Origin of the sequence: Kiritimatiella glycovorans (assembly GCF_001017655.1) — a bacterium.
Lineage (GTDB): Bacteria > Verrucomicrobiota > Kiritimatiellia > Kiritimatiellales > Kiritimatiellaceae > Kiritimatiella > Kiritimatiella glycovorans.
Genome location: NZ_CP010904.1, coordinates 1,289,877 through 1,313,625, shown reverse-complemented (window position 1 = coordinate 1,313,625; position 23,749 = coordinate 1,289,877). Strand labels below are relative to the sequence as shown.

Sequence of the window (23,749 nt, the reverse complement as noted above, 5' to 3'; positions counted from 1 at the left end):
ACGACCGGAGGGTGCGAATTTCATGATGACGACGGTGCTGAGGACAGGAATCAGGATCGGCTGCGGCTATCTTCTGCTGGCGGCGCTGCTCTGGCTGGTGTCGGAGCGGATGATCTTCCCCCTGCGACCGCGCACTTATTCCGACGGCGAAGGCCTGATACGGCTGCACACCCGTACGGGGGACACGGTGGTGGCGCGCTACTGCCCGGCCGGCCCGGAGGCTCCCGTCGTGCTGTACAGCCACGGCAACGGGGAAGACCTCGGTACGCTGGAGCCGGTCCTCTCCCGTTTCGTGGAGCACGGCTACGGTGTGTTCGCTTATGATTATCCCGGCTTCGGGCTGAGTTCCGGGACGCCGACGGAAAAGAGCACCTGCGCCGCGATCGGGGCGGCCTATGCCTGCATGACGGAAACCCTCGGCATCGAACCGTCCCGTATCATCCTGCACGGCCGTTCCGTGGGGTCCGGCCCCACGCTGCACCTCGCCGTGCGCGAAGCGTACCGCGCGCTCGTCCTGGAGAGCGCGTTCACCAGTATCGCCCGCGTACACACCCGGATTAAACTACTGCCCTTCGACCGCTATCCGAATCTGGAGCGAATTCGGAAGGTACGCGGCCCGGTGCTGGTCATACACGGCATGCAGGACCACACGCTCCCGCCCTGGAACGGAAAAGATCTCTTCCGCGCGGCGCCGGAACCGAAATACCACCTGTGGGTCGAGGACGCCGGCCACAACGATCTTCTCTGGAAAGCGGGGGCGGCCTTCTGGGAAGCTTACGAAAAAGTCAGGTCGCCATGAATCCGGACAGCCCGTTTCAACTGCGCTCGGAATACGGTCCCACCGGCGATCAGCCGGCGGCGATCGACGCGCTGTCGCGCGGACTGGACGAAGGAAAACGCTTCCAGACGCTGGAAGGGGTGACGGGATCGGGCAAGACGTTCACCGTCGCCAACGTGATCGCGCGCCGGGGGCGGCCCGCGCTGGTGATCTCGCACAACAAGACGCTCGCCGCCCAGCTCTACGCGGAACTGAAACAGTTCTTTCCCGAAAATGCCGTGGAGTACTTTATCAGTTACTACGACTACTATCAGCCGGAGGCGTACATTCCGCAGACCGATACGTTCATCGAAAAGGATGCCTCCATCAACGAGGAGATCGAACGCCTCCGCCTCTCGGCCACCGATGCGCTCCTGAATCGGGAAGACGTGATCATCGTCGCCTCGGTCTCCTGTATCTACGGGTTGGGTTCCCCGGAGGACTACAAGGAAATGACGGTCAGCGTGCGGCGGGGGGAAGAGACCGACCGCGACCGGGTGCTCGAGAAACTGGTTGAAATTCAGTACGAGCGCAATGACGTGGATCCGCGCCCGGGAACGTTCCGCGCGCGCGGCGATACCCTCGATATCTTCCCCTCCTACGCGAAATACGGCGTGCGGCTCGACTTCTTCGGCGACGAAGTCGAGCGCATCCGCCGCATCGATCCGCTCACCGGAAACACCGAGGCCGAACTCGAACGGGTCACCGTCTCGCCGGCGCGGCATTTCGTCATGCCGTATCCCAAGGTCGAGCGCGCCATCGGGGCGATCATGGCCGAGATGGAGGAGCAGGTGCAGAATTTCGAGTCGCGCAATAAACTGCTCGAGGCGCAGCGGATCCGGATGCGGACGGAGTACGACATGGAGATGCTCAGGGAACTCGGCTACTGCTCCGGCATCGAGAACTATTCGCGCCACCTGTCCGGGCGCCGGCCCGGCGAGCGCCCGGCCTGTCTGCTCGACTACATTCCCGGCGACTTCCTGACGGTGATCGACGAGTCGCATGTGACCGTCCCGCAGATCCGCGCCATGTTCAACGGGGACCGCGCGCGCAAGGAGACGCTGGTCGAGCATGGATTCCGCCTGCCGTCGGCGCTCGATAACCGTCCGCTCGATTTCAGCGAGTTTCTGGACGTCACGGGCCCGACGATCTACACCTCCGCGACTCCCGGCCCGTTCGAACTGGAAAAGAGCGGCACGTCCGTGGAGCAGGTCATCCGGCCGACCGGAATCCTCGATCCGCCGATCGAGGTGCGCCCGCTGGAGGGCCAGATCGACGACCTCATGGAAGAGGTCCGTTCGCGGGCGGAGGACGGCGAGCGGGTGCTCGTCACCACGCTGACCAAAAGAACGGCGGAGGACCTGAGCGAATACCTGGAGGGGACCGGTCTGCGCGTCAAATACCTGCACTCCGAGATCGACGCCATCGAGCGGGTCGAGATCCTGCGCGGGCTCCGGCGCGCGGATTTCGACTGCCTGATCGGGATCAACCTCCTGCGCGAAGGACTGGACCTGCCGGAGGTCTCGCTGGTGGCCATTCTCGATGCCGACAAGGAGGGCTTTCTGCGTTCGGAGACGTCGCTGATTCAGACGGCCGGTCGCGCGGCGAGGCATGTCGACGGGAAGGTCATCCTCTACGCCGACCGAACGACGCGGTCGATGGACCGCCTGCTCCGGATCACGGAATACCGCCGCCGCCGGCAGCGGGAATACAATCAGCAGCACGGCATCACGCCGCAGGCGATCAGGAAGGAGATCGCCGAGAGCCTGCGCACGCACGAAGAAGCCCGGGAGGTGGAGGCCTCGGTGGTCCGCGAAACGGGTGAGGCCTACAACGTGCAGGAGGTCGTCCGGGAACTCGAACGCGAGATGTTCGAGGCCGCGGAAAAGCTGGAATACGAACGGGCGATGATTCTCCGCGATCAGATCGCCGAACTCAAAACGGCCTCGGAGGGCGGACCGGGGACAAAGCCGTCGAAAAAGGGCGGGAAACCGCGCAAAAGCTACCCGGGGCGGACCCTCAAGCGTAAAGGAAGACGAAATGGATAGTTTTCTCGATCTGTGCCGCGCGAGACGCAGCTGCCGGAATTTTCAGAACACGCCGGTCGCGGTTGAAGCGCTGGACCGCTGCCTCGAGGCGGCGCGGCTGGCCCCCTCCGCCTGCAATGCCCAGCCCTGGCTGTTCCATGTCGCCGGACCGGGACCGGCGAAGACGGGCCTCGATCAGGGCGCCTTCCGCGGCGCGTACAAAATGAACGCCTTCGCCGCGGATGCGCCCGTCATCATCGCCGTGGAACGGCGGCGCGGCAAAATCCTGCCGCGCCTCGGCGGCCGCATACGGGGGACCGAGTACTCGGTACTCGATCTCGGGATCGCCTGCGAACATCTCGTGCTGCAGGCCGCGGAGGAAGGACTGGCGAGCTGCTGGATCGGGTGGTTCGACGGGAAGGCCGCCGGGGAAGCCCTCGGGCTGGGCCCCCGCAGGCGGCTCGAACTCCTGATCGCGATCGGGTACGCCGCCTCGGATCCGGCGCCGCTCAAGCGCAGGACGATCGAAGAGATACGGGAATTGCATTGACAGCGCCCTCCGGAAAACGGATAAAAACAGCCCTTTTGAAGTAAATGTACCGGGAGGTCCGTGATGTCGATGCACCCCAGTTTCAAACAGGCGACCAAGATCAGGACGCGGCGCAATGTGCTCAAGCGGTTCGAGCGGGTTAAACTGCTCAAGAAGCGCGGCGAGTGGGAAGAGGGCGACCGCGCCTTCGGTCTCAGGAAGACCAAGCCCGAAGAGTAATCCTGAGACTTCAGAAATATCTCGCCGAATGCGGCCTCGGATCGCGCCGCGCCTGCGAGCGGATGATCGCCGGGGGCCGGATTCAGGTCAACGGCGAGACGGTTTGCGAGCAGGGCATCAAAGTCGATCCGGTTCAGGACGATATCCGCATGGACGGCCGGGTCGTGCGGCGCGAGTCTAAAGTCGTCTATATACTGAACAAACCCCCCGGGGTCATGTGCACGAACGACGACCCTCAAAGCCGTCCGCTGTACCGGGATCTCTTCCCCGCCGACGCCGGACGTCTGTTCCCCGTCGGTCGTCTTGACTGCATGAGCGAAGGGTTGCTGTTGGTGACCAACGACGGCGATCTGGCGCACCGTCTCATGCATCCGCGCTACGGATTTCACAAAACCTATCTCGCCCGCACTCCGGATCGCGTGACGGCGGAGCAGATGAAGCGGATGGAGCAGGGCGTTGAAGAGGGCGGCGAGAGGCTGCGCGCCCTCCGCGTGCGCAGAGAGCGGGGCGCGGGACCGGGAACCCGGCTCAGGATCGTTCTCGGAGAAGGGCGCAACCGGCATATCCGCCGGATGTTCAAGGCGCTGGGACTCAGAATCGACCGGCTGAAGCGGGTGAAGCTGGGCCCGCTCGTGCTGGGCGGGCTTCCGCAAGGCTCATGGAGAGAATTGCGTCCGCAGGAACTGAGGCAGCTTCAGGTCTCAAGCCATCAGCGGGATGCGTGAGAGGCCCTCGACGTTTTCACGCTCCAGCGCCGATTCCGATCCCACGACCACCGTGACGCCGCCGGATTCCGCCGCCTCCAGCGATGCGCCGAACGCGCGCAGATCTTCCGCCGTGGCGGCCAGAAGCTCGTCGCGATGCCGCTGGCGGAGTTCATCGGTATAGCCCGCGAGCAGGCGGATCAGATCGTTGTATCCTTCGGCGTCCGGCAGGCGGTAACGATCCATCGCCCCGACGGCCCCGACGACGGCGTGATCGAGGTCCTCCTGCGGGAGGTCGATGGTTTTAAGCCATTCGGCCGTGGCCCGGTATACGTCGAGTGAGCGTCGGATATGCGGGTCGCGATAGCTTCCGAAATGGAACAGCCCCGAGGCCGGATCGAGACCGCACAAGGCTCCGTAGGCCCCGCCTTTCATCCGCAGTTCCTCCCACAGCCGGCCGGTCTGAAGGAGGCGGCTCACCACGGACGACGAACCGTGGGCCTTGCAGCCCGCCGGGGTCAGGGGCAGGACCCGCGCCACGTAATTGACTTCCGAGGGCAGCGTCAGCGCCTCGCCGGCCCCCGTACAGGCGGGGAGATCTTCCTCCTCCTGCGGACAGGGGCTAGCCGATTCCAGGCCGTCCACGAGCCGATCCGCCGCACGGCGCGCCTCCGCGCGGTCTTCGCCGTCGCAGGTGAGGTGGGCCACGACGGCGTTTCGCCGCACGACCCGGCGGTGGAGATCCTGCAGATCGGCGAGGACGCGGTCCCAGTCCGTCCGCACCCGCGATTCGAGGTCTCTCAGGAAAAACAGGGTTTCGACTCCTCCGAGCAGGTCCGCCCGGCGGTGAGCCGGATGGAGGTGCGCGCGGGCCCGCTGAATGGCGATGCCGTGTCCGTTCGGGATCAGCGCGCTCTCCAGCGAGGCGCGATGCTCCAGCACGATCTGCAGAAAGCGGTCCCGGTTCGTGAAGTCGGGCTCGGTCAGCACCTCGCCCATCAATCCCGTCATGGCCGCGGTCTTTTCGCGCAGACATTTACCCCGCAGGAAGAAATGGGTCGCCGCGCGGTTTTCGCCGAAGACCGCGCCGGTGTGTGTGACCGGATGCAGTCCGCCCGTATCGCGGGCGATGCGGCGCGAAAGCTCGACATAATCACGCCGGGTCGTCCCCATTTCGAGCAGCGCGGCGGTGTACACGCCCATCCAGGGCAGGAGCCGGGCGGGCAGGTCGCCGAGATCGAAACCGAGATCGAAGTAGACGATGCCCGCGCAGGGCCGCTCGTGCGTAAGCCGGAGTCCGTCCCCGGCGCGTTCCACGGTCCGGGGACAGGGTTTGATCCCGGGCTTCATGTCGGCGCGGCGGAGGCGCGGTATCCGGGCCAGGTCCTCCGGTCGATCCGGCTCCGACTGCAGGCGGTGAAGCTCCCGCGTCTCTTCAGTGATGCGCTCGCGCTCCGACTCGGTGAGCGACTCGGCGATCCGGTCGATGCGCGCCTGTTCCGCCTCCCGCATCCGGGTTCCGTGGTCGGGATCGGGACGCAGGATTACGCGGGACCGGTTGGGGTTTTCGATCAGCCCTTCGCGGATAACCCCCTCCAGGTATCCGGGTTCCGCCGCGCGGGCCGCGACCGTTTCGAAGGGGGCTTCGTGGGCCACCAGCGAGAGCGGGTCGCCATCGTAGAGCCAGGTCTTCATGGAGCGGAGCATCACCGCCAGCCCCCGCGGGGCGCCGCCCGTATTGTTTTCGCGCAGCGCGAACCGGATCGTATTCAGCGCGCTCTCCACGAGATCGGAAGGCAGACCGCGCTCCGCCAAATCCGTGAGGGTGTCGTCGATCAGGCTCGCGGCGGCGTCGAGGTTCACCGGCGCCACGTTCTTCAGCCCTGCGGAAAAGACCATCTGCCGGAGCTGCGACTCCAGCCCGCCGCCCGTCAGATCCTCTCCGTAGCCCGACTCGATCAGGGCTTTGCGCAGCGGCGAGGCAGGCGTACCCAGCAGGACCTCGTCGAGGACGCGCCACGTGAAATAGCTCTCCGGATCGAGCGGGGCGTCCAGCAGCCAGTTTCGCGTGAACCAGGGGCGGGCGTCCGGGCTCGAGGCCTCGTACGTCTCGCTCCACTCGACGGGTTCGGGAAGCGGGGGCTGCATGGGCACGGCGGAATCCACCTCCCGCCGGCCGAAATCCTGCAGGCGGGCGTCGAGCCATTCGAGGCGGTGTCCGGCGTCATCGTTCCCGTAGAAGAAAATGCGCGCGTTGGACGGATGATAATACGTCTGGTGGAACGCCTTGAAGGACTCGTAGCTCAGGTCCGGGATCGTGGCGGGATGCCCGCCCGAATCCACGCCGTAGGGCGTGTCGGGGAAGAGCGACTGAATCGAACGCGTCTCCAGCAGGTCGTCGGGCGAGGAGTACACGCCTTTCATTTCGTTGTACACCACCCCGCTGATCGTAAGTTCCCCGTCCGGGTCGGGCAAATGACAGTGCCAGCCCTCCTGGCGGAAGAATTCGGGCGCCAGCCGGGGGTGAAACACCGCGTCGAAGTACACCTCCGCGAGATTGAAAAAATCCGCGGGGTGGCAGCTCGCGACCGGGTAGCAGGTCTTGTCGGGATAGGTCATGGCATTGAGAAAGGTATAGTGCGACCCCTTGAGCAGCTGTACGAAGGGGTCTTTGAGCGGATAGCGGCGCGAGCCGCACAACACCGTGTGCTCCAGGATATGGGCGACGCCGGTGGAGTCGAAAGGTGGAGTGCGGAAGGTGATCCCGAACACCTTGTTCTCGTCGTCGTTTTCCACGGACATTACTTCCGCGCCGGTGGAGCGGTGGCGCAGAAGCCGGATCCGTCCGCAGACCTCCGGTATGTCCTCCTCACGTACGATGTCGAAAGCGGGATGCGTCATGGTGCGTGCTCCGGTCGAAACCCGGCACGCTAGGCGATCCGCGCATGCAGGTAAAGAAAAACGGCGCCGGGAGATGCGAGTTCGAAAAGTCTGTGATCCGCTCTTACTCAGGTCTCAGCTCTCAGGTTTCAAACTCTCTTTGACTCTCACTCTGACTCTGATTCTGACTCTGATTCTTTCTCCGTTCCCGATTTCTCATCCCCCCTCCGGTTCTGCTGGCCTGCTCCACCTGTTTCCGCTAAAAATAGCGGCCCGGAGAAGGAGAAAACGGCATGACGGACAGGGACCATCTCGACCTGGTGTACGATATTTCGGAGTTCGCCAATCTCTTCGAGAGCAGCCAGGGGCTGGACGAGTTTCTCGATAATGTGGTGGATATGATCAGCCGCCACATGAAGGCCGAGGTCTGCTCGATCTACCTGCTGGAGGACTCGGGGAGTGAGATCGTGATGCGGGCCAATCGCGGGTTGAAACCGGACGCGATCGGACGCGTCCGCCTGCGGGTGGGCGAGGGGATCACCGGCGTGGCACTGCGCGAGCTGAGGCCGATCAACGTGGGACACGCCTCCCACCATCCGGATTACCGCTTTGTGCCCGGCATCGATGAGGAATCGTACGAGGCCTTTCTGGCGCTGCCCATCGCGCGCGGGCTGGAACGGATCGGCGTGCTGGTGCTGCAGGATCGTCAGCCCGACCGTTTCGGCCCCGAAGACATCAAGACCCTGCGCACGATCTCGTCTCAGCTCGCGCGCACGATCGAGGGCGCCGATCTGCTGCTCAGCATCCACCAGGCGGAAGCGCGCGACGAAAAACCCCGCGCCGAACTCGAGCCGCTGAAGTTTCTCCGCGGCACTCCTGCCTCGGGCGGGATCGTGCTCGGCAAAGCCGCGCTGCTGGACGCGCCGGATATCGAGGCCTTCCTGGAACAGGCGCCCGAGCGGAAGGAACCGTTTACGGTCGAGGATTTCAACCGCGCCCTGCGGGAGACCGAACAGCAGCTCGAGGAACTGCAGAGCCAGGTCGAGGAACAGCTCGACGATGTGGCCGGACTGATCTTCAACGCCCATCTGCTCATCCTGAAGGACGAGGAATTCTCGGGGTCGATACGCCGGATGATCGAGGGCGGGATGACGCCGCGACAGGCCGTGGTCGAGGTCGTCAACCGCTATGTCCAGTTTTTCACGAAGAGCCGCAATGCCCGTCTGCGGGAGAAAATCCACGACATCAAGGACCTGGGCCACCGGCTGCTTCACAATCTTTTCGGCGTGAACGACGACCACAGCGACTACAGCGGACATATCATCATCGCCTCGGAAGTGCTGCCCTCCGAACTCCTTTCGCTCAGCGCCCAGAACGCGGCCGGACTCCTGATGATGCGCGGCGGGGTCAGCGCCCATGTGAATATACTGGCGCGGTCGATCCAGATGCCCATGGTCGTGCTCGATGAGCCGCGTTCGCTTCCCGTGGAGGAAGGCACGGAACTCCTGCTGGATGCCTACCAGGGTACGGTCTTCGTGGAACCCGATGACGATGTGCGTGACCGGTACCGGGAACTGACCCGCCGCGAGCACAGCGTCCGTACGAGCCCCTGGGCGAAACAGGAGGAGACGTATACCGGGGACGCCGTACGCGTCACGGTTCAGGCGAACATCAATCTCCTGAGCGATCTGCGCCGCGCCTCCGGCTATCACGCGGAAGGCGTGGGTCTCTACCGGAGCGAGTTCCCGTTTCTGATCCGCGACGATTTTCCGATGGAGGACGAACAGCTGCGGATCTATCGCCAGCTCTGCGATTCGATGGGGACGCATGAGATCACGATTCGTACCCTCGATATCGGCGGCGATAAAATGCTCTCCTATTATGCGCCGAACGAGGAATCCAATCCGTTCCTCGGCCTGCGCGCCATCCGGTTTTCACTGCGCAATCGCGATATTTTCCGGGAGCAGCTGCGCGCGATTCTGCGCGCGGCGGAGGACCGCCGCGTCCGTATCATGTTTCCCATGATCTCCTCCGTAGACGATTACGTGGAGGCGGCCGACATCGTGCGTGAGTGCGAACGGGAACTGCGCTCCGAAGGCGTGGCGACGCCGGCGAGCGTGGAACTCGGGCCGATGGTCGAATTGCCTTCGGCGGTCGAGGTGGTCCACGAACTGGCCGAGCATGCCGATTTCATGTCGATCGGCACCAACGACCTGATTCAGTACATGCTGGCCGTGGACCGCACCAATGAGCAGGTGGCCAACTTCTACGTCCCGCACCACCCGGCGGTACTCAGGGCGGTCAAAAAGATCGCGGAGGCGGCCGAACGCAACGGCACCGACTGTTCCGTCTGCGGAGAGGCCGCGCTCGATCCGGGCATGCTGCCTTTCTTCCTCGGCGTGGGACTGCGCAAGTTCAGCGTGGATGTCCACCGCATCCCCGAGTTCCGGGCGATGCTGGCCGCGCTCGATATCGAGCAGTGCAGGGAGGCGGCGGAGCGCATGCTGTCGGTGGCGATGATCTGCGAGCTGGACGAATATATCGAACGCATGAAGCGGGAACTGTACGGTGAAAGCTACTCGAAGTTCATCGAGGAGTACCGCCGGCAGGGCGCCGCGGGCTGAGCGGCGGTCGTGTTCGTTTACCACTCGATGCCGCATCGCGCCGGCACGCCGGCGTCGAAATAGTGTCGTGTGCAGGTTACCTCGGAAACGAGATCGGCGCGTTCGAGAATGCTCTGCGGCGCCGTGCGGCCGGTGAGCACCAGCTCCACGGAAGCCGGCCGCTCGTCGATCCAGCGCGTCACGGTGTCCTCCTCCACCACGCCGGCCTCGATCGCGCCGAGGATCTCGTCGAGCACGACCAGGCGGTGTTGCGCCCGGCGAAGGACATCCGTGCAGCGCCGCACGCCCTCCGCGGCCGCCTCGAGTTCCCGCCGGTCCGGCGCTCCCGTCACGAAGCGGCCCGTACCGAAACATTCGAGGGTGACGGGGAGTTCGTTCCGGTTCAGCGCGCGGTGCTCCCCGCCGTTGTGCTGCTTCAGGAACTGGCCGATGTACACCGGCAGACCCCATCCGGCCGCGCGCAGCGCCAGGCCCAGAGCCGCCGTCGTCTTTCCCTTGCCCCGGCCCGTGTAGACCTGGACCCGTCCGCTCCAGTCCGCATTCATGGCTCCGCCTTCCGTCATGGCTTTCGTCAGGGCCTACATTTCATGCTGCACCGCCCGCGTCAGCAGGAGCACGATAAAAAACGGTCCGCCGATCAGCGCCGTCCAGACCCCGACGGGCATGTCCGCCGGGGCGATCAGCGTCCGCGCCCCCAGATCGCACAGCGCGAGAAAGGCGCCGCCGAAGAGCGCGGACGCCGGCAGCAGATAGCGGTGGTGAGGACCGACCAGCAGGCGGCAGATGTGCGGCGCCATCATGCCGACGAATCCGATCGGGCCGCACACCGCCACCACGCCCCCGACCATCAGCGATACCGCCAGATACAGCCATTTCTTGATCCGGTCCACCTCCGCGCCGCGACTCAGCGCGATCTCCTCGCCGGCCGCGAGCAGATTGAGTTCGCGGACATGAGCGGTCAGCACGGCCAGTCCGCCGGCGGCAATAAGGAACAGCATCAGCGGCGGGCCGTAATCCGTCACCGCAACGGAACCCATCAGCCAGCGCACGATGCGGAAGGTGTGTTCGACCCCCGCCAGATACTGGATGAACAGGATCAGGCTCGAGAAGAAAAAACTGACCGCGAGACCGGCGAGCAGAAGGGTGGTGGTGCTGAACCCGCCCTTCATCCGGGTCAGCCCGTAGACCAGGGCGACGGTCAGCAGCGCGCCGGCAAAGGCGCCGGCGGCCTGGAGCGGGAGGCCGAACAGGGCGGTGGCCGCTCCGAAGCGGATGGCGATCGAGGCCCCCAGCGCCGCTCCGCTGGAGGCCCCCAGGGTAAAGGGCGTGGCCAGCGGGTTTCTGAAGAGGGCCTGAAACGTCATTCCGCACAGCGCCAGGGCACAGCCGGCGAGCCACGCCGTAAGGACGCGCGGAATACGAAGCTGCCGAAGGATCCTGATCTCCGCCGGGTCGCCGCGGCCGAACAGCGCCCCGGGCGGAATTACGTCCGGTCCCAGCAGCGGGGTAACGAGCAGCACCAGTACGGCGGCCGCCCCGAGGAGGACGAGCATGGTCCGGGGATGCGCGAAGGCCGGTTTCATATCCCCTCCCCGCAGACGACGACCGGGGTCGGCCGCAGGTCGGTGTCGATACGGGAGAACGGCGTTCCATACAGGGATTCGAGGCGCGATCCCTCCAGCAGCGCGGCGGGCGGCCCGTCAAAAAACACGCCGCCCTCCCGGAGGGCGAGTACGCGGTCGCTGCATCCCGTGACGCGATTGAGGTCGTGGTCCACGGCGATGACGGTGACGCCGGCGTCCCGGTGGAGCGCGCGGAGCGTGCGCATCAGCTCCACCTGATGCCGGTAATCGAGAAAGGTGGCGGGCTCATCGAGAAGCAGAAGTTCCGCGCCCTGGGCCAGCGTCGCGGCGAGATACACCATCTGCCGCTCGCCGCCGCTGAGCGTCGCCAGGCGCCGGTCTTCAAATCGTTCGACGCCGGCCTTCTCCATCGCCTCCCGAACCGCCCCCAGGTCTTCCGGCGTCAGCGATTCAAAGGGCGTACGGTACGGATAGCGTCCCATGCGCACGAATTCACCGACGGTGAACGGGGGACACGGACCGTGCGCCTGGGGCACGTAGCCGGCGGTGCGGGCGAACTCGCGCTGACGGATCGACGCGAGAGGACGGCCGTCGAGTTCCAGCGTGCCGCGCCAGCGGCGCTCGATCCGGCACAGGCATCGCAGCAGGGTGCTCTTACCCGCGCCGTTCGGACCGATGATCGAGAGGTACTCGCCGCGTCCGACCGTGAAGCCGACCCGGCGAAGGATCTCGTGGCCGTTCAGTTCGATCGAGAGCTGGTCTGTTCTGATGAGCGGGGTGGCTGTCATGGTTCATTCGTGCGGGTCATCATGGATCATCTCCACGAAATCCTCCAGTACCTTTACAAAGCGGGGACCCGGGATGGCCGCGTGGCGGGCGGTGTAGATATAGACCCGGTCCCGCCGCACCGCGGTCAGTGCGTCCGCGCCCTCCCAGTCGTTCCGCAGCGTGTCGATTTCCGCGGCGCTCTGGCCGTAGGGGTGCACGTCGATGATGACCTCCGGGTCGAGGCGCACCAGCGATTCGTAGGAGAGGGTCGGGTAACGCAGCGATCCCTCGTAGACGTTGCGGCCTCCGGCCCGGACCAGCAGTTCGTGGTAGAACGTCTCCGGACCGATCGCGATCACTTCCGCCGGCACGCCGCGGCCCGCGCGGCGGCTGATGCAGATAAGCGTTGCCGGGCGCTCGTCGCCGTCCGCCGCGCGCGTCAATGCCTTCCCGCGCTCCCTGAGCCGCCGGTTTAATGCCTCCGCGCGTTCCGGCACCCCGAAGATGCGGCCGAGTTTCCCGAGGGCGCGGTAAATGTCTTCGATGTCCTGATGGGGAAGGGCGGCCACCCGGAGTCCGAGATCGCGGAGGGCCTCGATCCCCTGCGCGTCGGTGTCGACCACGCAGACGAGGTCGGGATTCAGTTTGAGGATCCGTTCGTAGTCGGGGTCGACGTATCCGCCGACCCGCGGCAGGTCCTCGACCGCGGGCGGATAGTCCGCGAACCTGGAGACGCCGACGACCTTCGAGCCGAGTCCGAGCGCGAACAGCATCTCCGTGATGCTCGGGGCCAGCGATACGATACGCTCCGGCGGACGGTCGCGGTCGGCGGGCGCGGAGGGATCGGGGGAACAACCCGTGATCGCCGGGACCGCCGCAGCGGACAGGAGGATGATGGCAAGGGTCCGGTTCAAGGAGACTTCTCCAGTCGGAAGGTGATTCGCTGCGTATAGGTCATCGGCACGGGCCTTCCGTTCCGCCGCGCGGGACGGAAGGAGGTCCTGCGCACCGCACGCACGGCGGCGCGGTCGAGTCGGCGGTGACCGCTGCCGTCGCTCACGGTGACGCGTTCGGGTTTGCCCTCTGCGCTGACGTGCACCTCGAGTGTCACGGTCCCTTCTTCGCCCCGCTTTCGGGAGAGCAGGGGGTAGTCCGGAACGATGCGGCCTTCGACGGGGGCGGGGCGCTCGGTCCCCTGCGGGGCCGCCGAGGATGCGGAAGCTTCGGCCTGCGGATTCGGCGAATCTTCTTCCACGGCGGGTTCTGCAGGGGCCGGATCCGGACGTTCGCGCGGCTCGTCAGGGCTCGGCTCCGGTTCAACGTCGTCCGCGGCAGGTTCGGTGCGTTCCGGCCGCTCCGTCTCGTTCTGTTCAGGCGGCGGTTGCTTCGGTGAAGTGTGCTGCGGGGGCGGATCCGTCTCGCGCGCAGGTTCCGGTTCGGCTTTACGGGTTTGTTCCGGCCGGGCCGCGGACTCGGTTTCCTCCGCCTTCTCCGGAGCTCTGCGATCTTTTTGGCTCTGATCCGCCGGTGCCGACGGCGCGAGACGCATCGTCAGTACGGTCCGACCCGCAGCCAGTTCGGCTTCCGGGGGTGAAACCCGGGAGGACGGCGGCGCCCACCTGTACGCGAGTACATGCAGGCCGGCCGAGACGGCCAGCGCGGCACTCATGGTGCGGAGATATCGGGTTTCCGTTCGCATGCGAAGGATACTTCGGTGATGCCGGCGGACCGAAGGGCGTCCAGCGCCCCGACGGCGATGTCCAGCGGCGCCTCGCGGTGGCCTTCGATCCACACCGGCAGGTTTGTGCCGCGGCGACCGCGTGCCGCGCGGACCCGTGCGGCCAGTTCCGACAGCGATGTTTCCCGGCCTTCGACGAACAGACTCCGGTCCCGGTCGATGGACACCGTCACGCTCTCGCGCTGATCCGTCTGCGCCGAGGCGGCGCCGGGCAGTTGGACTTCAATACCCCGGTGAACCACCATCGAGAGCATGGCGTAGATGAAAAACACCAGCAGAAGAAAGACGACGTCGATCAGCGGCAGCATCTCAATGCGTGCGCGCCGCCGGTCCTTTCCCGTGTTCAGCTTCATCGAGCCGCTCCAGACCTTTCCGATAGGTCAGTTCGAAGTGGGTGGCGATGTTTTCCAGGTACCTCGCCACTTTGTCCGTTTTGCTGTTCAGTGCGTTGTAGGGGATCACGGTGACAATCGCGATCGCGAGTCCCGTGGCCGTGGTGATCAGGGCCTGGGCGATCCCGCCGGTCACGGCGCGCGGGTTCTGTATGCCTGCTTCCGAAAGCAGGTCGAAGGAGAGGATGATGCCGGAGACGGTCCCGAGTATGCCGAGCAGCGGGGCCAGCGTGATAATGGTATCCAGTACGCCCAGGCCCCGCTTCATGTGCTCGAGTTCGGCCATCGCGGCCGCCTCCATGCTGGAGGGGAGGTCGTAGTTTCGGTGAACCAGGCCCGCCGTGAGTACGCGGACCGTGACGGCGGGAGATTGTGCTCCCGCCGCCGCGGCCTCGTCGAACCGCCCCTCTTCCGTCATCGAGAAGAGACGGTTGATCAATTCCCTGTCCCGCCGCCGCGCGAGCCGGAACCAGAACCAGCCCCGCTCGAGGATGACGGCCAGCGCGATCAGCGAACATGCGGCCAGAGGCCACATCAACGGTCCGCCGCGTATCATCAGCTCCTGCATCCGTCCTGCCTCCCGGTCCGCATCAGAAGCGGACGCTTACGCCTCCCTTGAACACGCGCTCCGGTGCCGGATAATAGGTGGTATCGGCCCCGTAATTCGACGCGTAGAAGACGTATTCTTCTTCAAAGATATTTTCCGCTCCCGCGAAGGCCTCGACTTCACAGCCGCCCAGAGTCGTTTTGTAACGAACAAAGGCATCGAACAGCGCATAGGCCTCGAGGCCGTCCGCGGCATTCGCAGTGTCGCCCGCGACAAACTGATTGTCCAGCCATGCGAAATGCGTGTTCAGGGTCCAGTGCTCGTCGAGGAAGAAATCCATGTTGAGATCCACCTCGTTCTGCGGAGCGAGCGGGATGTCTTTGCCGTCGTCTACGCCCTCGGTAAAGGTCGCCTCGAGCAACGTATACCACAGCTTCATCCGGACCCAGTCGGCCGGGCGATACGTGGCGGCGAGTTCGAGCCCCTGGTGCAGCGTGTCGTCGTAATTGACGAGCGTGGCGCCGTCGAACGCAATCTCATCCTTCATTTCCATGCGGAACACGGTGCCTTCCAGCTCGAGCGTATCAAGCGGATGGACCGTGCACCCCGCCTCGTAGCTGCGTCCCGACTCCGGCTCGATGTTCGCGTTGAATCCGTCCACGCCGAAGTAGCCGTAGTACGCGGCCTGTTCGTCCGTGGAGGGGAACCGATAGAACTCCTCGTAGCGCGTGAACAGTTTCAGCCGTTCGTGCGGCAGCCAGGTGAGTCCGCCGTGAAACGCGTTTTCGTAGCGCCCCTTGCTCTCGTCGATATTTCCGGCGGAGCCCGATTCCTCGAAGTCGATGTCGTATTTCTCACGCCGGCCGCCCAGCGAGGCGATCAGTTCATCGCTCAGGTAGAGCGAATCGAGGGCATAGGCTCCTACGGTCCAGCGGTTCATGTGAGCATCGGCGCTGGTCGTGCCAAACATGTCCCGGTTCACCTGCTCGGTGTCGAGCCGCTCGTAGCCGACATCGGTCCCGATCAGCAGCTCGTTGTCGAAGCGTCCCAGCGGACGGGTCAGCCGGTATTTCGGCGAGGCCGTCCAGCGGTCGATCTTGTACTCGGTCCACGTGTCGTACGCCCAAAACGGATCTGTCACGTGAAACTCCGCGTTGATGTTTCGTCGCCCGTAGCCGATATCCAGCAGCAGCGACTGTTCGGCGCCCGGCTCGATGCGTATGCCGAAATCGGCGAAGATCGACTGCTCTTCGGCGTTGTCATTATGAAACGGCTGTGACTGTTCACGGTCGGCATCCATCTCCGCTTCCTTCAGGGCTCCGGGCAGCTGGTACTGGCTTTCCGCGGCATTCAGACTGAAATAGACCTCTGCCGCGTCTTCGTCCCCGTACTCCAGGTTCAGCGCCGCGGATTTCGTGTCATAGCGCGAATGGTCGCGATAGCCGTCGGCCGACTGGTGGTTGATTGACGCCGCGTACCCCAGACCGTCGATCGATCCGCGTACGGCGGCGCTCTCGTCGTGGAACCCGTGAGACCCGGCCTGTACCGAAAGGTCGCGTTCCATCTCTTCCGCGCTCTTTCGCGTAATGATATTGATCACGCCGGCCACGGCATGGTCCCCGTAAAGAACGCCGGCGGGACCGCGGAGGACTTCCACGCGCTCGACGTTGTTCATCGGGACCTCCGACCAGTTGAACGCGGCCTGGTCCGGACGGTTCATCTTACGGCCGTGAGCAGGATCAGGATCTTCTGGTGGGGGGCATCGCCGCCGAAGCCCCGCATGTTCGGCCTCTGCAGTGCGGGACTTTCCCCGAACGCATGAAACGTGACGCCCGCCTCTTTCTCGAGGACCTGGTCGAGCGAGCTGTATCCGCGGGCGCGCAGGTCGCCGCCGTCAATGACGATCGCGTTGCGCGGCTCCGTCCGGATGTCGCTCTCCACTCTCCGGGCCGTGACGACCACTTCACGCGCCGCCGTCTCCGTTGTGTTGGTCTCCGCGGCGGGTAGCGCGCCCGCCGCCGTAAGCACGGCGATACCCGCCGCTGTCTTCCATGCATTCATCCCTGTGTCTCCTTGTGTCGTCCCGCTTCATTGTGAGGCCGACGCACCGTGCGGCGGCTCTCGTATGACGGCCGCCGGGATGGATTCCGGGAGAGGAAAAAGAGCGAAGGTACGCCTGGCGGGAACACGCAGGTTCCGCGGGGAACGCTTGCTCTCCCCATCCGCGGAGAAGACCAAACCGGAGGCCGCAGCGGACGAGGTCTGGCTCGGGTACCCCCACACAGTTGCGCGTCAGCGGCCGAATCTCACGGCCCTTCCCGCCCGCTTCAAGCGCCCTTTTGTAAACGACCGGCCGGGATTGTCAAACGATTTGTGTCTTGGCGACCCCGGTCGCAACCTGTTTTATTGATGTCTTATCATGAAAGGGATGCATCTGATGACGGAAGGACTGGTATTCGATCTCGACGGAACGCTGGTGGACTCGCGCCCCGATCTCGTCCGGGCGGTGAACCTGATGCGCGCGGATTACGATCTGGAGGCGCTCGATCAGGAGTCGGTCACGAACGGCATCGGCGACGGCGCGCGCAAACTCGTGGAACGCTCCCTGGAAGGAACCGGGGTCGATGTCGAGGAGGCGCTGCCCGTTTATCTCGAACACTACCGCCGGCACATGACCGATGAGACCGCGCTGTATCCCGGCGTAGCGGAAGGCCTCGAAAAGCTGCGTACGGCCGGGCTGAAGCTGGCGGTGCTCACCAACAAGCCGGGGAAGAGCACGAGAGAAATCCTGAACCATTTCGGACTCAGCGACTTTTTCGCTCTTGTGATCGGCGGCGGCGATATCGAAGCTTTAAAGCCGGATCCCGGCGGTCTGCGCCGCATCCTGACCTCGCTGAACCTTTCCACGCACCTGACGTGGATGGTCGGCGATCACCGTACCGACCTCGAGGTCGCCTCCCGCATCGGCATGCGATCGATCTACGCCGCCTACGGGTTTGGCCGACGGGATGCCGATCAGCAGCCGGACGTGACTATCGAGAGCTTTGACGAGCTGGTGGGCCATGCCCTGCCGGAAGGTAAACACGATCCGTACGGCGCATGACCCGGCTGCCGTACCGGCAGAGCCACGGATCCGGCAACAGGGGGAGCGCGCCATGAATGAAACGGATGCGGTCGCTCCACGCGGGGCCGCCCCGACCGCGGAACTGATCGAGATCTTCAGCTCGATTCAGGGCGAGGGGCTCTGTGTCGGCGAACGACACCTCTTTGTGCGCTTTGCCGGATGTCACCGCCGCTGCGCGTACTGCGATACTCCGGTGAAAGCGGGATCGACGTTCCGCGTGGAAAGCCCGGCCGGCAGCGGTCACTTCCGTACCGTCGCGAATCCGGTCGAACCACAGCGGCTCATAGATGAAATCGACACGCTGAAACGGCCCTCCGGACTCCATGCGGCCGTGGCCCTGACGGGCGGCGAGCCCCTGCTGCAGACCGATTTCCTGTCCTTGCTGCTTCCGCTGCTGAAATCGGAGGGCCTTCGCGTACTCCTCGAGACGGCGGGGGACCATCCGGACGAGCTGGAACGGATAGCTCCGTGGGTCGATAGTGTGGCGCTGGACGCCAAGCTGCCGCAGGCCACGGATGAATCGACGGACTGGGAACGGGTGGGCCGCTGCGTGAAGCTCTGCGCGGAAAAGATCGAAACCGCTTTTGTGAAGGCGGTGATTGCGGCTTCAACCGATGAGACCGAACTTGCCGAACTCGCGGAGGCGGTCGGCGATCGGCTTCCGCTGGTACTGCAGCCGGTCACGCGCGTGAAACACGGCCCCGAACCGCCGTCGGCGCGCAGGCTGCTTGAACTGCAGGCCTTCCTGGCGCAGAATGCCCTGGAGGTGCGGATTATCCCGCAATGTCACCATACCCTGGGCATGATTTAAGAGGTCGATCGGGATGAGAGCAACCAACAGACGTGCGGTGGTCCTCCTCAGCGGCGGGCTGGATTCCGCCACGGTGCTCGCGGAGGCGCGCAGCCATGATCTGGAGTGCTATGCCCTGACGCTCCGCTACGGACAGCGCCATGAACTGGAGCTGGACGCGGCGCGCGCCGTCGCCGACGACCTCGGGGTGAAAGAACACCTCGTGATGGACCTCGACCTGCGCCGGATCGGAGGATCCGCGCTCACGGCGGACCTGGACGTTCCCAGGGGAGAGAAGCGACCGGGCGGCGGGACGGCCGCCGCCATACCGGTCACCTACGTCCCGGCCCGCAATACGATCTTTCTCTCGATCGCGCTGGGGTGGGCGGAAGTGCTCGGCACCGGGGATATCTATATCGGGGTGAACGCGGTGGATTACAGCGGCTACCCCGACTGCCGGCCTGAATTCATCGACGCCTTCGAGGCCATGGCGAGCCTGGCGACCCGCGAGTCGGTGGAGGGGCGGATCCGCGTACAGATCCACACGCCGCTGATCGGGATGAGCAAGGCGGAGATCATTGCGCGCGGACGCCGGCTGGGCGTGGACTACGGGCTTACGAGGACCTGCTACGACCCGGAAGGCGACGGCCGCGCCTGCGGACAGTGCGAGGCCTGCCGTCTGCGGCGGAAGGGGTTCGAGGAGGCGGGTCTGCAGGACCCGATCGAGTACGCGAAAGGATAGTGATGCCGACGACCGAACTATACTGCACGTTCCGCTTCAGCGCCGCGCACCGCCTTCCCTCAAGCGGGGAGGAACACAAGTGCCGCGCGACGCACGGCCATACGTTCGAGCTGGTCGTGACCGTCGCAGGGGAGCCGGATGCGGAAAAGGGCTGGGTGCTCGACTTCGCCGATCTGCGCGCCGCCGTCGATCCGGTGGTCGCCGAGTTGGACCATAAGACGCTCAACGACATCCCCGGCCTGGAAAATCCGACCAGCGAACACCTCTGCCGCTGGTTCTGGGGCCGGCTGATCGATGCGCTGCCCGGCCTGGCGGAGATCGAAGTGAAGGAAAGCCCTGAATGCGGCTGCCGGTACCGGGGTGGCGGGACGGGATAAAGCACGCAGCAGGACGATAACGTCCGCCGTTTTTTCATGACGCGCCTGGTCTGCCGGGGGCCGGCTGCGGCGCTACTACGAACTTCTTCACGCTCGTAGCAGGCTCGCAGGACCGCGAAGCGGGGCCAGGGCCGTGATCTTTCACGCGCCTTGCCTGCGGGGCAGGCTTACGGCGCTACTACGGACGTTTCCGTCACTCCGCCGAGTCGACCCTCACCGTCGAAGTGATGCCGCCGCGGGCGGTGAACCGGCCGCGGACTACGAGTCGCCGGGGTTCCAGAACAGCGTGCAGGTCGGAGTAGATGCGGTTGATCACATCTTCGTAGAAGGATCCCACCTGGCGGAATGAGAACAGGTAGAGCTTGAGCGACTTGCTCTCGATACAGCGGTCCGCGGGGACATATTCGATCCGTATTGAACCGAAATCGGGCTGACCGGTGACCGGGCAGAGCGAGGTGAATTCGTCGCTGTCGAACGTGATCCAGTAGACGCGGTCGGGATGCTCGTTGGAGAAGGTCTCCAGAATGGCCCGGTCGGGGGTGTCAGGGTAGCTCTTCTCGCCCGCGCCGAGATGCTTGAGTTCCTCGTAACGCTGTTTATTCATAACCGATTCTCTCCTCGCTGGATCGGATCCATTCTCGTGCCGGAAGCAAGGCGGCGTCAAGCCGTCGTATGGGGCGGATCCGGTCCGGTTACAGCCTTTGCTCCGTCCATATCTCGACGTCGGGATGATCGTGGAGGGCGCGGCCCGCGGGGATCGAATCGGGATCCTCCATCAGGCGCCCGATCATCGAACGCTTCGATTCGCCGCCCGCGAGGATCCGGATGCGTTGTACGCAGCGGAGCAGGGCGGGGGTGACGCTGACACGATCCGGTTCGTCCTCCCGGCGAACGGCGCAGGCCAGTTCGTCCCCGCCGCGCGCGGCGTCCTCGCGCGTGAACAGCGAGGCGGTATGGCCGTCCGTACCCAGCCCGAGGAGTCCGAATCCGATACGGAGGCCGCGGAGCAGGGCCTGCCCCAGGTCGCGGTCGAACCGTTCCGCCGCATCCTCCAGCGGCAATTCCGTATGGACCGGCAGCAGCTGTTCGCCGCCCGCCGCCCAGGCCTTCAGCATGGGACGCACATGACCGAAGTTGCTCTGATCGGACGAGAAGGGCACCATGCGCTCATCGCTCAGGAAAAGCATTACTTTCGGGTGGAGCGTGGACGAAGTTCCGGCAAGGCGGCTGAAGACCTTTTGCGGGGTGCGGCCGCCCGACAGCATGATCCCCGTCAGCTGGGCTCCCGGCGGAGGTCTAGTCATCCATCCGCGCAGGACGGAGGCCGTATGATCGTAGAGAGCGTGCGGGCTGTCGAAAACCTTGAGTTCAGCCTTCATCGCGAAGCTGGGCGTTGATGGCCTCCGCGGCGCGGCGGCCTTCGCCCATGGCGAGGATCACCGTGGCGGCGCCGAGCACGATATCGCCGCCCGCGTAAACGCGGTCCATCGAGCTGCGGTTGTCTTCGTCGACCTCGATATTCCCCCAGCGGTTCACCTTCAGCTCCGGCGTCGTCTGAGAGATCAGAGGATTCGACGAGTTGCCGATGGCGACCACGACGGTGTCCACGTCGATCGTGAACTCGCTGCCCTCGATCGCGACCGGACGCCGCCGGCCGGAGTCATCCGGTTCGCCCAGTTCGTACCGCAGGCACTCGATCGCTTTGACGCGTCCGTGTTCGTCGCCCAGAATCCGCTTCGCGTTCTGGAGCACGTGAAACTCCACGCCTTCTTCCTTCGCGTGGGCGACTTCCTCTACCCGGGCGGGCATTTCCTTCTCCGTGCGCCGGTAGATGAGGTGCACTTCCTCCGCGCCCAGCCGGAACGCACTGCGCGCGGCGTCCATCGCCACGTTGCCGCCGCCGAGCACGGCGACTTGTTTCGATTCGAGGATCGGGGTGTCGGCCCGGTCGCGCTCGTAGGCGCGCATGAGGTTCGAGCGGGTGAGGTATTCGTTGGCCGAGTAGACGCCGACGAGGTTTTCGCCCTCGATGTTCATGAAGCGGGGGAGTCCGGCTCCCGTGCCGACGAAGACCGCGTCGTAGCCGTCCTTTTCGATGAGGTCCTTCAGTTTGCGGGTGCGGCCGACGACGAAGTTCGTCTTGATTTCGACGCCCATCCTGCGCAGCCCTTCGATTTCCGCCTCGACGATATCGTTGGGCAGGCGGAATTCGGGGATGCCGTAGATCATCACGCCGCCGGGTTTGTGGAACGCCTCGAGCATGGTCACCGCGTGCCCCTCGCGGCGGACGTCGGCGGCGACGGTAATCGAAGCGGGGCCCGTGCCGATGATGGCCACTTTCTTCCCGGTGTCGGGCTGGATGCCCGGGATGGCCCCGCCGTTGTGTTCGCGCTCGCGATCGGCGGCAAACCGTTCCAGCTTGCCGATCGCCACGGCCTGGTCGCGGTCCTTGAGCGCCTTGCCGACGGTGCAGTGCTCCTGGCACTGCGTCTCCTGCGGGCAGACCCGCCCGCAGACGGCGGGCAGCAGACTGTTGCGTTTCAGGATCTGCGCCGCGCGGTCGTCGTCGCCTTCCGCGATCGCACTCACGAAGCCGGGGATGTCGATCCGCACGGGGCAGCCTTCGATACAGGGGGCGTTTTTACACTTGAGGCAGCGCATGGCTTCCAGGCGGGCCTGTTCCTCGGTGTAGCCGAGCGCGACTTCGTTCATATTGTGCCGCCGGACGGCCGGGTCCTGTTCCGGTATCGTCTGCGGAGGGATCGCCATCCGCTCTTTGGGCTTCAGTTCGCTCGCGCGCGGATTGACTTCCTTGAGCAGTCGTTCCGCTTCCTGCTGCAGTTTTTCGGGGGGCTGATAACTCATGAGGATTCGTTCCGGCTTTGCTCTTTGTCGCGCGCCGCCATCTCGAGATGGCATTGCTCGTGTTCATCGTCCTCCAGCGGCTTATAGGTGCCCAGCCGCTGGATCATATTATCGAAATCGACCTGGTGGCCGTCGAACTCCGGGCCGTCCACGCAGACGAACCGCGTCTCGCCGCCGACGGTCACCCGGCATCCTCCGCACATCCCGGTGCCGTCGATCATGATCGTATTGAGCGAGACCACGGTGGGCACCTCGTAGGGCCGGGTCGTCCCGGCGCAGAACTTCATCATGACCGGCGGGCCGATGGCGACAGCCAGGTCCGGGCGCGGGTCGCGTTCGCAGACTTCTTTCAACGGCTCCGTCACCAGCGCCTTGCGCCCGTGCGATCCGTCGTCCGTGCAGACGATCAGTTCATCGGCGATCGCGCGCATCTCGTCCTCGAGGATCATCAGTTCCGCGTTGCGCGCACCGATAATGACGGTCAGATGGTTGCCCGCCTCTTTCAGCGCCTGCGCGATGGGGTAGAGCGGCGCGGCGCCGATCCCGCCGCCCACGCAGACCGCCGTGCCGAAGTTTTCGATATGCGTGGGTTTGCCGAGCGGGCCGACCACGTTGTTGATCGCGTCGCCGGGCTCCAGCTCCGCGAGTTTGTGCGTCGACTTTCCGACCGACTGGAAGATCAGCGTAATGCTCCCCTCGTCCGTGTCCGCGTCGGCAATCGTCAGCGGTATCCGTTCACCGTAGTCGGTGTCCTGCTGCACGATCACGAACTGGCCCGGACGGCGCTCCTCCGCGATCAGCGGCGCGTGCACCCGCATCCGATAGACTTCTTCCGCAAGCTGTTCTTTCGCGATAACCTTATTCATGCTTAGCTCCGTAAAGATGAGCGCGAAAGAGTAGTGGACGCATATCCCGGGGTCAAGGTCGCGAATGAAAGGGATGATGAGTGAGAAGGCGGAGACCTGAATCCTGAGGCAGGGCGCGATCCCCGAGCGCGCGGCA

24 protein-coding genes are annotated in these 23,749 nt (G+C 64.9%); 10 read left to right on the top strand and 14 right to left on the bottom strand.

Annotated elements, in window-relative coordinates; all coding sequences use genetic code 11:
• Positions 1–22: 22 nt before the first annotated feature.
• From L21SP4_RS05475 to L21SP4_RS05460, 5 genes are all read left to right on the top strand, one after another.
• Positions 23–799: an alpha/beta hydrolase gene (locus L21SP4_RS05475; RefSeq protein WP_052881711.1), complete on the top strand. Its 777-nt coding sequence runs from the start codon at positions 23–25 to the stop codon at positions 797–799.
• Positions 796–2,865 carry an excinuclease ABC subunit UvrB gene (uvrB, locus tag L21SP4_RS05470; RefSeq protein ID WP_052881710.1) on the top strand — a complete coding sequence of 690 codons (2,070 nt, stop codon included), beginning with the start codon at positions 796–798 and terminating at the stop codon, positions 2,863–2,865. Before L21SP4_RS05475 ends, uvrB begins: the two co-directional genes overlap by 4 nt.
• On the top strand, positions 2,858–3,394 hold the full coding sequence (locus L21SP4_RS05465) for a nitroreductase family protein (RefSeq protein WP_052881709.1): 537 nt from the start codon (positions 2,858–2,860) through the stop codon (positions 3,392–3,394). The genes uvrB and L21SP4_RS05465 overlap by 8 nt, the downstream gene beginning before the upstream one ends.
• A gap of 63 nt (positions 3,395–3,457) precedes the next feature.
• The gene (locus L21SP4_RS12360) at positions 3,458–3,613 is read left to right on the top strand and encodes a small basic protein (RefSeq protein ID WP_074041394.1); all 156 of its coding nucleotides are present in this window, start codon (positions 3,458–3,460) and stop codon (positions 3,611–3,613) included.
• Positions 3,559–4,338, top strand: a complete 780-nt coding sequence (locus L21SP4_RS05460; protein ID WP_082116549.1) for a pseudouridine synthase — start codon at positions 3,559–3,561, stop codon at positions 4,336–4,338. The genes L21SP4_RS12360 and L21SP4_RS05460 overlap by 55 nt, the downstream gene beginning before the upstream one ends.
• Here L21SP4_RS05460 and L21SP4_RS05455 read toward each other — a convergent pair.
• On the bottom strand, positions 4,315–7,218 hold the full coding sequence (locus tag L21SP4_RS05455) for an insulinase family protein (RefSeq protein WP_052881708.1): 2,904 nt from the start codon (positions 7,216–7,218) through the stop codon (positions 4,315–4,317). The genes L21SP4_RS05460 and L21SP4_RS05455 overlap by 24 nt on opposite strands.
• A gap of 272 nt (positions 7,219–7,490) precedes the next feature.
• Between L21SP4_RS05455 and ptsP the strand changes: the two genes are divergently transcribed.
• The gene (ptsP, locus tag L21SP4_RS05450; protein ID WP_052881707.1) at positions 7,491–9,821 is read left to right on the top strand and encodes a phosphoenolpyruvate--protein phosphotransferase; all 2,331 of its coding nucleotides are present in this window, start codon (positions 7,491–7,493) and stop codon (positions 9,819–9,821) included.
• A 17-nt stretch (positions 9,822–9,838) separates the two neighbouring features.
• On the opposite strand, the gene L21SP4_RS05445 is transcribed toward ptsP, so the two are convergent.
• From L21SP4_RS05445 to L21SP4_RS05405, 9 genes are read right to left on the bottom strand one after another with little or no spacing between them, the layout of a single operon-like run.
• On the bottom strand, positions 9,839–10,384 hold the full coding sequence (locus L21SP4_RS05445) for a cob(I)yrinic acid a,c-diamide adenosyltransferase (protein WP_201774690.1): 546 nt from the start codon (positions 10,382–10,384) through the stop codon (positions 9,839–9,841).
• A gap of 15 nt (positions 10,385–10,399) precedes the next feature.
• Positions 10,400–11,404, bottom strand: a complete 1,005-nt coding sequence (locus L21SP4_RS05440; RefSeq protein ID WP_074041393.1) for a FecCD family ABC transporter permease — start codon at positions 11,402–11,404, stop codon at positions 10,400–10,402.
• Entirely contained in the window at positions 11,401–12,192 is a 792-nt protein-coding gene (locus L21SP4_RS05435) for an ABC transporter ATP-binding protein (RefSeq protein ID WP_052881706.1), read from the bottom strand. The genes L21SP4_RS05440 and L21SP4_RS05435 overlap by 4 nt, the downstream gene beginning before the upstream one ends.
• Positions 12,193–12,195: 3 nt before the next feature.
• Positions 12,196–13,086, bottom strand: a complete 891-nt coding sequence (locus tag L21SP4_RS05430) for an ABC transporter substrate-binding protein (protein ID WP_052881705.1) — start codon at positions 13,084–13,086, stop codon at positions 12,196–12,198.
• Positions 13,083–13,871, bottom strand: coding sequence for an energy transducer TonB (locus L21SP4_RS05425; protein ID WP_082116548.1), 789 nt, complete (start codon positions 13,869–13,871; stop codon positions 13,083–13,085). Before L21SP4_RS05425 ends, L21SP4_RS05430 begins: the two co-directional genes overlap by 4 nt.
• A complete protein-coding gene (locus tag L21SP4_RS05420; RefSeq protein ID WP_052881703.1) occupies positions 13,838–14,263 on the bottom strand; it encodes an ExbD/TolR family protein in 426 nt (141 codons plus the stop codon). The genes L21SP4_RS05425 and L21SP4_RS05420 overlap by 34 nt, the downstream gene beginning before the upstream one ends.
• Positions 14,220–14,870: a MotA/TolQ/ExbB proton channel family protein gene (locus L21SP4_RS05415; protein ID WP_052881702.1), complete on the bottom strand. Its 651-nt coding sequence runs from the start codon at positions 14,868–14,870 to the stop codon at positions 14,220–14,222. Before L21SP4_RS05415 ends, L21SP4_RS05420 begins: the two co-directional genes overlap by 44 nt.
• A 22-nt stretch (positions 14,871–14,892) precedes the next feature.
• A complete protein-coding gene (locus L21SP4_RS05410) occupies positions 14,893–16,569 on the bottom strand; it encodes a TonB-dependent receptor (RefSeq protein WP_052881701.1) in 1,677 nt (558 codons plus the stop codon).
• Complete coding sequence (locus tag L21SP4_RS05405) at positions 16,566–16,910, bottom strand: TonB-dependent receptor plug domain-containing protein (protein WP_052881700.1); 345 nt, start codon at positions 16,908–16,910, stop codon at positions 16,566–16,568. The genes L21SP4_RS05410 and L21SP4_RS05405 overlap by 4 nt, the downstream gene beginning before the upstream one ends.
• A 376-nt stretch (positions 16,911–17,286) precedes the next feature.
• Between L21SP4_RS05405 and L21SP4_RS05400 the strand changes: the two genes are divergently transcribed.
• The 4 genes from L21SP4_RS05400 to queD are packed head-to-tail and all read left to right on the top strand — an operon-like array spanning position 17,287 to position 19,882.
• Positions 17,287–17,952 carry an HAD family hydrolase gene (locus tag L21SP4_RS05400; protein ID WP_074041542.1) on the top strand — a complete coding sequence of 222 codons (666 nt, stop codon included), beginning with the start codon at positions 17,287–17,289 and terminating at the stop codon, positions 17,950–17,952.
• A 52-nt stretch (positions 17,953–18,004) separates the two neighbouring features.
• The gene (locus L21SP4_RS05395) at positions 18,005–18,784 is read left to right on the top strand and encodes a 7-carboxy-7-deazaguanine synthase QueE (RefSeq protein WP_052881698.1); all 780 of its coding nucleotides are present in this window, start codon (positions 18,005–18,007) and stop codon (positions 18,782–18,784) included.
• 13 nt (positions 18,785–18,797) lie between these two features.
• Entirely contained in the window at positions 18,798–19,505 is a 708-nt protein-coding gene (gene queC / locus L21SP4_RS05390; RefSeq protein WP_052881697.1) for a 7-cyano-7-deazaguanine synthase QueC, read from the top strand.
• 2 nt (positions 19,506–19,507) lie between these two features.
• The gene (gene queD / locus L21SP4_RS05385) at positions 19,508–19,882 is read left to right on the top strand and encodes a 6-carboxytetrahydropterin synthase QueD (RefSeq protein WP_052881696.1); all 375 of its coding nucleotides are present in this window, start codon (positions 19,508–19,510) and stop codon (positions 19,880–19,882) included.
• A 193-nt stretch (positions 19,883–20,075) separates the two neighbouring features.
• Here queD and queF read toward each other — a convergent pair whose 3' ends face one another.
• The 4 genes from queF to L21SP4_RS05365 form a co-directional block, all read right to left on the bottom strand.
• Positions 20,076–20,486, bottom strand: coding sequence for a preQ(1) synthase (gene queF / locus L21SP4_RS05380; RefSeq protein ID WP_052881695.1), 411 nt, complete (start codon positions 20,484–20,486; stop codon positions 20,076–20,078).
• A gap of 88 nt (positions 20,487–20,574) precedes the next feature.
• The gene (locus L21SP4_RS05375; protein ID WP_052881694.1) at positions 20,575–21,261 is read right to left on the bottom strand and encodes a 6-phosphogluconolactonase; all 687 of its coding nucleotides are present in this window, start codon (positions 21,259–21,261) and stop codon (positions 20,575–20,577) included.
• Positions 21,251–22,747, bottom strand: a complete 1,497-nt coding sequence (gene gltA, locus L21SP4_RS05370) for an NADPH-dependent glutamate synthase (protein WP_052881693.1) — start codon at positions 22,745–22,747, stop codon at positions 21,251–21,253. The genes L21SP4_RS05375 and gltA overlap by 11 nt, the downstream gene beginning before the upstream one ends.
• Positions 22,744–23,613, bottom strand: coding sequence for a sulfide/dihydroorotate dehydrogenase-like FAD/NAD-binding protein (locus tag L21SP4_RS05365; RefSeq protein WP_052881692.1), 870 nt, complete (start codon positions 23,611–23,613; stop codon positions 22,744–22,746). The genes gltA and L21SP4_RS05365 overlap by 4 nt, the downstream gene beginning before the upstream one ends.
• Positions 23,614–23,749: the final 136 nt, after the last annotated feature.